This window comes from Rhizobium sp. L43 (assembly GCF_002531725.1).
GTDB lineage: Bacteria > Pseudomonadota > Alphaproteobacteria > Rhizobiales > Rhizobiaceae > Rhizobium.
Genome location: NZ_NWSQ01000013.1, coordinates 207704 through 214451 on the forward strand (window position 1 = coordinate 207704; position 6748 = coordinate 214451).

The following is a 6748-nucleotide window of genomic DNA, read 5'->3' on the forward strand; positions in this document are numbered from 1 at the left end:
CTCAGGACTTCACGGCGCCGGCGGTCAGACCGGCGATGATGTGTCTCTGGGCGACGAAAAAGACGATGATGGTGGGAAGAATGGTCAGCGTGATGAAGGCCAGCACCAGCTGCCACTCCGTGCCGTATTCGCCGCGATAGACCATGATGCCGAGCGGCCAGGGATATTTCGATTCCGAGTTCAGCATGATCAGCGGCAGGATGTAGCTGTTCCAGCTGCCGACGAAGGAGATGATGCTTACGGTGGCGACGATCGGCCGGGAAAGCGGCAGCGAGATATGCCAGAAGAAGCGGAGATAACCGCAACCGTCGACAAAGGCCGCCTGAAACAATTCTTCCGGAAGATTGCGGAAATAATTCCGAAACAGCAGGATGCTCATGCCGAGGCCGAAGGCCACCTGCGGCAGCACCACGCCCCAATAGGTATCGAGCAGGCCGAGATCGCGGATGCGGATGAAGAGCGGCAGGATCGCAGTCGCCGCCGGAAACATCAGGCCGAGCAGGAAATAATTGAGCAGGAACGACGATCCGAAAAACCGGACATGGGCAAAGGCGAAAGCCGCCATGGACGATACGATCAGCGTCAGGAGGACGGTGAGCGAGGCGATCACCAGCGAATTACCGATCTGCAGCCAGTAGCGTTCACCGAAGAGAATATCGGTATAGTTCGCCCATTGCCATTCCGTCGGTAGGCCGAAGGGATTGGTGCGCAGGTCGCCCAACGTCTTGAAGCCGCCGAGCGCCGTCGTCAGCAGCGGCACGAGCACGATCGCGGCAATCAGGCTCAGCGACACGTAGAGATAGACGCGTGTCGACGTTCTCATGCGGATGGAAGAGCTCATATCAGTCATGGCGCATGAAGATCCTTTTGTAACCGAAGGCGAGCGTCACGCAGATGATGAAGAGCACCACGCCGACGGCGCTGCCGAGGCCGACCTGCATGCGCATGACGCCGTAGGTATAGAGGAAGGTGACCATCGTCTGGGTGGAGTTGGACGGCCCGCCGCCCGTCAGCGGCATGATCATGTCGAACAGCTGCAGCGAACCGACGACGGCAAAGAAGATCGAAAGACGCAAGGTCGAGCCGAGCAGCGGCAGCGTGACGTAACGGAATTTCTGCCAGCCGGTGGCGCCGTCGATTTCGGCGGCCTCCAGCACGCTTTTGTCGACGGATTGCAGGCCGGCGATGAACAGCATCATGTGGAAGCCGAAATATTTCCAGACGATGACCCCGAGCACGGCATAGATCGCCACGTCCTTATCGGCGAGCACGTAAGGATTGGCGAAGCCGAAGAAGTTGGATACGGCGGCAAACAGGCCGTAATCGCCATCATAGACGAAGCGCCAGATCAGGCCGGCGGCGACATCCGCCAGCACATAGGGCAGGAAGAAGATCAGCCGGTAGCCGACGACGCCCGGAATGCGGTGCGCCAGCATCGTCGCCAGCCAGATGGCGAGCGGCACCTGGATGCAGATCGAGATGACGATGATCAGGCCGTTATTCACCAGCGCCTGCGTGAACGCCGCATTTCGGAACAGAACCTGGAAATTGCGCAGCGCAATGAACTCGGTCGGCGTGCCGTAACCATTCCACTTGTAGAGGCTGTACCAGGCCGCCTCGCCCATCGGCATGATGACGAAGAGGGTGAAGAGCAGCAGCGCCGGCGGCAGAAAGATCAACAGCACCGTCAGCCGGTCATGCGCGACCGAGCTCCTGCTGTTTGCGGCTTTTCTTGCCGGCCTTGCGGCCGTCGTTATCGATGGGACTGAGATATTGGCCATGGTTCCTGCTTTCGCATCTCGTCGGCAGCAATCCCGGCGCCCGCTTTCAGCAGGAGCGCCGGGGGAATCTGCAGGCGCTGGTTATTGTTCCAGCTCGAAAGCGTCCTGGATCATCTGGGCGCCGTCCTTGGAATTCATCTGACCGGAGACGATTTCCACCGACACGTCGTTGACGACACGGCCGACCGCAGCACCCAGATCCTGGTCGAAATAGTTCTGATGCCAGGTCGAGGCGGCGAGCTGTTTTGCCGACTCGGCAAGCAGCGGGTTGGTGACCCCGTCACCGGCGCCGACGGCCACGGGCAGAAGCATACCGGCCTTGGCCATCGCCCGCTCATTGTCAGCACTCGTCAGGAAAGCCAGGAAATCGATCGCTTCTTTGGAGGCCTTCTTGGTGACGGCCCAGCCATTCAGACCGCCGAGCGTATCCGTCGGCTTGCCGGCGCCGCCATCGACCGCCGGGAAGGCGAAACGGCCGATATTGTCAGCTGCGAGACCCTTGCCGTCACCGGCATTCTTGCGCTGGTTGGCCTCGGTATTTTCAAAGCCGAGGATGATTGCAGCCTTGCCGTCACCGAAAACGCCGAGCGCCTGCGGCCAGGTCGAGCCGAGATAGCCGGGCTGGAACGGTTCGAGCTTTCCGAGTTCGGCAAGATCGTCGCCGGCCTTGATGATCGCCGGATCGAGGAAACCTTCGCCCTGCCCGGTCTTTGCCGCTTCGAAGACCTTTTGGCCGCCTTCGCGCATGACGAGATAGCTCCAGTAGAAGTGGATCGGCCACTTCTCACCGCCGCCGCCGGCGATCGGCACGATGCCGGCCGCCTTGATCTTCTTGACCGTGCCGAGAAAATCAGCCCAGTTCTTGATGTCCTCGGCCTTGACGCCTGCCTTGGCGAACAGTTCCTTGTTGTAGAAGAAGCTGACCAGACCGACCTTGTAGGGAATGGCCCAGGTCTTGTTGTCGAATGTCAGGCCGCTGACCGACGCCGGGCTATAGGCGCTGCGCAGCTTGCCGCCATCGGCATCGAGGGCTGCCGTCACATCCTGGAGCGCGCCGGTCTCGGACTGCTGCTTCAGGACGCCGCCGCCCCAGCTGAAGAAGAAATCCGGCACATCATCGGACTGCAGCAGCGTGGGAAGCTTGGCCTTGAAGGCCTCGTTTTCGAGAAACTGCATCTGGATGTCGACGTCAGGATGCTGGGCTTCGTATTTCTTGACGATGTCTTCCCAGGCCGCGACGTATTTCGGGTCGAGCTCGAGATGCAGCCACTTGACGACAGTCGTCGCCGAGGCGGCGCCTGCCCCGGCCAGCAGCATACCGGCTGCCGCGGCCATGGATGCGATACGCCTGCCGCCGAGAGCGGCGCTCTTCAACATAAAATTCATGATTTTTCCTCCCAGGGGGCTATCCTCACAATTTTTCCCCTATGCGGATTAATTCAACGGAGCTTTGACGCAATGTCAACCCAATGCCGCTATTTTTATCAAATGCGCTTGACAGAGCCGCCGAATTGCCCGCTATTTATTTCGTAACCCGTTAAAAATATTGGGTTCCGCACCAACGAAACGATCGCCCGGCTAGACCAAATGAAGACCGCAGATCCAGAATTAATGCGCGCGATCAATCGCTTGACCGTGCTCGATACCATCCGGCGCCATGGTCCGATCTCGCGGATCGAGATCAGCGAGCGCACCGAACTCTCCACCACGACCGTTTCCGCCATCACCGCCTCGCTGCTCGACGACGGGCTGATCCTGCCGCGTCACGAAGGCGATATCCGCAACGAGGCGGTGCGCGGGCGGCCGCGGGTGATGCTGGAGCTCAATCCCGATGCCGCCCGCGTGGTGGGCGCCAAGATCGCCGCCAACAGGATGGTCTTCGTCGTCACCAATTTCCGCGGCGACGTGCTGTCGAAGCTCGCTCTGCCGATCCGCATCGACCGGCAGCCGATCGGCGTCATCGCCGATCTAGTCGAGGATGGCGTCAGGCGCTGCGTCGTCGATGCCGGGCTGTCGCTGGAGGATGTCGACAGTGTCTGCCTCGGCTTTCCCGGCGTTATCGAGCACCGCACCGGCTATATCAGAAGCAGCCCGATCTTTCGCGACACCAATGTCGACTTCGCCGCCGAGATGTCGGCGCGGCTTTCGACGCCGACCATTGTCGAAAGCGACGCCCATGCCATCACCCTCGGCCATCACTGGTTCGGCAAGGCCCGCGATCTCGAGGATATGGTGCTGATTTCGCTGGAACAGACGCTGGGGCTCGGCGTCCTGCACGGCAACAGCCTGTTTCGCGGTGCCGGCGGCCTCAGCCACAATCTTGGCGATCTCGTGCTCGGCATGGGACCGAATGGCGTCGTGCGGCTCTTCAGCCAGGCCGGCGAAAGCGCCATCCTCGGCGAACAGCAGGCCGACGGGCGTTTTGCCGAAGCGATCCGCCTCGGGCGCGGCATGAACCATGCCCAGGCGCTGATCAAGGCCGATGACGACCGGCTGATCAGCGCCGCCATCCGCGCCGGCGAAGCGGTCGGATTGACCATCGCCAATATCGTCACGCTGTTTGCGCCGCCACGGGTCATTCTTGTGGGGTCGAGCCTGGCGCTCGGCGAACCCTTTTTGAACAGCCTGCGTGATGCCTATGCGCTCGCCATTCCGCCGTCGCTGAAAGGCGTAAGCGAACTCGTCTTCGACGATTCGAGCGATGATTTCTGGGCGCAAGGCGCGGCGGCGGTGGCGCTCTACGAACTCTACGAATCACCCTGGAGCACGACAGGGCCGGCGCTCTGACGGGCGCACAATCACGATTTAATGGAGGAATTCATGGACAAAGTCGGTATCGGCATCATCGGATGCGGCAATATTTCGGGCGCCTATCTCACGGCGATGGCATCCTTCCCCATTCTCGACATTCGCGGCGTCGCCGATCTCAACCGGGAGCTGGCAGAGGCAAAGGCCGCTGAATTCAATGTTCCGGTCAAATCCGTCGAGGCACTTTTCGCCGACCCCACGGTCGAAATCATCGTCAATCTGACGATCCCGAAGGCGCATGTCGCGGTCGCGCTGCAGGCGCTTGAGGCCGGTAAACACACCTATTCGGAAAAGCCGCTGGGGATTAATTTCGCGGAAGGGAAAAAATTGGCGGAGGCCGCCAAGGCGCGGAATCTGCGGATCGGCGCCGCCCCCGACACCTTCCTCGGCGGCGGCCACCAGACGGCCCGCGCCTTGATCGATCAGGGCGTCATCGGCCAGCCGGTCGGCGGCTCGGCCACCTTCATGTGCCCGGGCCATGAGCGCTGGCACCCGAACCCGGCCTTCTACTACGAAGTCGGCGGTGGGCCGATGCTCGATATGGGCCCCTATTACATCACCGATCTCGTCAATCTTCTCGGACCGGTTTCGCAAGTTGCCGGCTTTGCGACGACGCCGCGATCGGAACGGCTTGTTACCAGCGAGCCGCGTCATGGCGAGAGCATTCCCGTGCATGTGCCGACCCATGTTGCCGGCATGATGGCCTTTGCCAACGGCGCGGTCGTCCAGATCGCCATGAGCTTCGATGTCGCCGGTCACAAGCATGTGCCGCTCGAGATCTACGGAACCGAGGGCACGCTGATCGTTCCCGATCCGAACAAGTTCGCCGGCCCGGTGGAATATCTGAAGAAGGGCGGTCCGTTCGAGGACCAGCCGGTCACAGCGCCCTATGCCGACGGCAACTACCGCTCGCTCGGCGTCGCCGACATGGCGCATGCGATCCGCTCCAACCGGCCGCACCGCGCCAATGGCGATCTGGCGCTGCATGTGTTGGAAGTCATGGAAGCCTTCCACACCGCTGCCGCAACCGGCCGGACGGTGACGATCACCACGGCGACGGAGCGCCCTGCCCCCTTGTCCGATTCCATCGTCGACGGACGGCTGGCGAAATAAATTTCAGGAGGAAAGACTATGCGTGAAGCACTGATCGTTTGGGGCGGCTGGAGCGGGCATGAGCCGCAGGAGTGCGCCGAAATCATCAAGACCATGCTCGAGGAGGACGGCTTCAAGGTCTATCTCGAACATGGCACCGAGGCGCTTGCCGACCCTTCCGTCCATGATCTCAGCCTCGTCGTGCCGATCATGACGATGTCGAAGATCGAGAAGGAGGAGGTCAAGAATCTCGCCACGGCGATCGAAAGCGGCGTCGGCATCGCCGGCTATCACGGCGGCGCGGGCGATGCCTTCCGCGACTCCGTCGATTACCAGTTCATCATCGGCGGCCAATGGGTGGCTCACCCCGGCAACATCATCGACTATACCGTCAATATCACCCGGCCCGATGACCCCCTCGTGGAAGGGATTGCCGATTTCCCCTATACGTCAGAGCAATATTACATGCATGTCGACCCCTCGAACGAGGTTCTGGCAACGACGAAGTTCACCGGCGACCACGCCTACTGGATCGACGGCGTTGTCATGCCTGTGGTCTGGAAACGGAAATACGGCAAGGGCCGCGTCTTCTATTCCTCGCTCGGCCATCAGGCCAAGGAATTCGAGGTGCCCGAGATGAAGACCATCTTCCGCCGCGGCGCCAATTGGGCGGCGCGGTAGGGCGAGGCAGGCTGGTTTGTGGGGGTGGTTGTTCCTCACCCTAACCTTACCGGGGTCGAGCCACACATCTCGACTCTCCGGACCCAGTAAACACGGCGAAGGACGTACTTTGCGAGACGTGGCGAGGGACGGAGAGGTCGCGGCATAAGCTCTTCTCCCCTCGGGGAGAAGGTGCCGGCAGGCGGATGAGGGGGCCACACGGCATACCTCTCACACATAATTCACCTATCCCGCCACACCGAGTTCCAGCGGCCTGAACAGAGTCTCGAAACCTGCGGGGTCCGTGTTGTTGAAAAGACCGGCTTCGCCGGCCCCCTCATCCGCCCTACGGGCACCTTCTCCCCGCTGGGCTATGGCATTCACACATTTAAAATTGCCTATGGGAT

At 61.2% G+C, this 6748-nt stretch carries 6 protein-coding genes; 3 read left to right on the plus strand and 3 right to left on the minus strand.

The genetic code is table 11. From position 1 onward, the window contains the following. Window position 1: 1 nt before the first annotated feature. The 3 genes from CO667_RS18970 to CO667_RS18980 all read right to left on the minus strand — a co-directional run bounded on the left by CO667_RS18970 (window position 2) and on the right by CO667_RS18980 (window position 3167). Window positions 2-850 (minus strand): carbohydrate ABC transporter permease, encoded by an 849-nt coding sequence (locus CO667_RS18970; RefSeq protein ID WP_097619819.1) that lies wholly within the window; start codon window positions 848-850, stop codon window positions 2-4. Further along, window positions 843-1781, minus strand: coding sequence for a sugar ABC transporter permease (locus CO667_RS18975; RefSeq protein ID WP_097619820.1), 939 nt, complete (start codon window positions 1779-1781; stop codon window positions 843-845). Before CO667_RS18975 ends, CO667_RS18970 begins: the two co-directional genes overlap by 8 nt. An 81-nt stretch (window positions 1782-1862) precedes the next feature. Beyond that, a complete protein-coding gene (locus tag CO667_RS18980; protein WP_097619821.1) occupies window positions 1863-3167 on the minus strand; it encodes an extracellular solute-binding protein in 1305 nt (434 codons plus the stop codon). A gap of 201 nt (window positions 3168-3368) precedes the next feature. Here CO667_RS18980 and CO667_RS18985 point away from each other — a divergent pair, with 201 nt between their 5' ends. The 3 genes from CO667_RS18985 to CO667_RS18995 are packed head-to-tail and all read left to right on the plus strand — an operon-like array spanning window position 3369 to window position 6362. After that, the gene (locus CO667_RS18985; protein ID WP_097619822.1) at window positions 3369-4568 is read left to right on the plus strand and encodes an ROK family transcriptional regulator; all 1200 of its coding nucleotides are present in this window, start codon (window positions 3369-3371) and stop codon (window positions 4566-4568) included. 33 nt (window positions 4569-4601) lie between these two features. Further along, complete coding sequence (locus tag CO667_RS18990) at window positions 4602-5702, plus strand: Gfo/Idh/MocA family oxidoreductase (protein ID WP_097619823.1); 1101 nt, start codon at window positions 4602-4604, stop codon at window positions 5700-5702. Window positions 5703-5720: 18 nt separating this feature from the next. Next, on the plus strand, window positions 5721-6362 hold the full coding sequence (locus CO667_RS18995) for a ThuA domain-containing protein (protein ID WP_097619824.1): 642 nt from the start codon (window positions 5721-5723) through the stop codon (window positions 6360-6362). The last annotated feature ends 386 nt before the right edge of the window (window positions 6363-6748 follow it).